This is a genomic window from Endozoicomonas sp. ONNA2 (genome assembly GCF_024606365.1).
GTDB lineage: Bacteria > Pseudomonadota > Gammaproteobacteria > Pseudomonadales > Endozoicomonadaceae > Endozoicomonas.
Map to the genome: position 1 here is coordinate 1 of NZ_JAHHPO010000580.1, position 1,097 is coordinate 1,097.

At 47.9% G+C, this 1,097-nt stretch carries 1 protein-coding gene and 2 pseudogenes; all 3 read left to right on the top strand.

The annotated features are described in order from the left end of the window. Positions 1 to 52 precede the first annotated feature (52 nt). A pseudogene (locus KDK14_RS10165) lies at positions 53 to 289 on the top strand (PleD family two-component system response regulator); the annotation flags it as partial. Positions 290 to 415: 126 nt separating this feature from the next. Further along, positions 416 to 790 (top strand): twitching motility response regulator PilH, encoded by a 375-nt coding sequence (gene pilH / locus KDK14_RS10170; protein WP_257264992.1) that lies wholly within the window; start codon positions 416 to 418, stop codon positions 788 to 790. A 92-nt stretch (positions 791 to 882) separates the two neighbouring features. Further along, positions 883 to 1,097, top strand: a pseudogene (locus tag KDK14_RS10175) (hypothetical protein); the annotation flags it as partial.

Here is a 1,097-nt window from a genome sequence, read left to right on the forward strand (position 1 = left end):
TGTCTCCAGATAGTCGAATGGATGACTTGAGTTGTTCATAGAACTCCTTTCCATCTTTGTCGACATCATAATGCCACGTCTTGACGGCTATCAAACCTGTGCGCTGATTAAAAATAACAACGCATTTAAACAGATTCCCGTCATCATGCTATCCAGTAAGGACGGTCTGTTCGACCGCGCCAGAGGACGCATTGCCGGTTCTGATTACTATCTGACCAAGCCATTCAGTCGTGATGAACTATTCGGAGCAATTCGGGAGCATTGCCCTGACTATGCGCTGGCCGTTTAAACAAACGAAAATGGATAACCCTTGACGGTGTCTCTACGACCAGAAAGGCTTTCAAAAAATAATTCCAGGCAACCAGGTTTGGTGCGGGCCTGAAAAACGGCAGTGGCCAAAAACACCGGGGGATTTATGGCTAAAGTATTGATTGTTGACGACTCACCAACTGAACTGTACCAGCTAAGTGCAATGCTTGAGAAACATGGTCATACGGTATTGACTGCTGGCAATGGTGCTGATGGTGTCGCCCTTTGCCGGGAAGAACAGCCTGATGCGGTATTAATGGATATTGTCATGCCTGGCCTGAACGGCTTTCAAGCCACTCGTCAACTCGCCAAAGATGGGAGTACAGGACATATTCCTGTCATTATTGTCACCACCAAAGACCAGGAAACGGATCGCGTCTGGGGCATGCGACAGGGGGCCAAAAACTATTTGACCAAGCCCATTAAAGTAAGCCTGTTACTGGAAGCGCTCAACGAAGTCCTGAGCGAAGCTGCGGCCTGAAGCAGCCCCGGTTATCCCATTTGTCACTTTCAATTGTCAAGGCGACAATGATGGCAGTGATGGCAAAGATAGCAAAGATAGAAAGGAGTTCTATGAACAACTCAAGTCATCCATTCGACTATCTGGAGACACTTGAGCAGAGTGCTTCTCTATACAGGGCTCAAATCCCTGTAGAGCAAACTGACCTGAGCTATTGGCAAGGTGTCAGCTTTGTGCAGGATGGTCAGCATTATATGATTCAGATTGGTTCCATATCTGAAATCCTGCCCGTGCCCCAGACAACACCATTACCCGGTGTGCAACGTTG